The sequence below is a fragment of the Microvirga antarctica genome, from assembly GCF_017921815.1.
GTDB classification, from domain to species: Bacteria; Pseudomonadota; Alphaproteobacteria; order Rhizobiales; family Beijerinckiaceae; genus Microvirga; species Microvirga antarctica.
Genome location: NZ_JAGEMM010000144.1, coordinates 1 through 285, shown reverse-complemented (window position 1 = coordinate 285; position 285 = coordinate 1). Strand labels below are relative to the sequence as shown.

General features: G+C 54.7%; 1 protein-coding gene. It reads left to right on the top strand.

From position 1 onward, the window contains the following. Positions 1-62 precede the first annotated feature (62 nt). On the top strand, positions 63-285 hold a 223-nt coding region (locus J4G32_RS21220; protein ID WP_246505457.1), incomplete at its 3' end, for a class I tRNA ligase family protein.

The following is a 285-nucleotide window of genomic DNA, read 5'->3' as shown; positions in this document are numbered from 1 at the left end:
AATCAATGGTCGCTAATCGTCCTGACTGGTGTATCTCACGTCAGCGTACCTGGGGCGTACCGATGTCGCTGTTCGTGCATAAAGAAACGCAGGAGCTGCTGCCGATTGAGCGTACTCTGGCGGCGATGGAAGAGGTGGCGAAACGCGTCGAAGTTGACGGTATCCAGGCGTGGTGGGATCTCGACCCGAAAGAGATCCTCGGCGAAGATGCCGATCAATACGAGAAAGTTCCGGATACGTTGGACGTTTGGTTTGATTCCGGTTCCACCAGTTACTCCGTGGTTG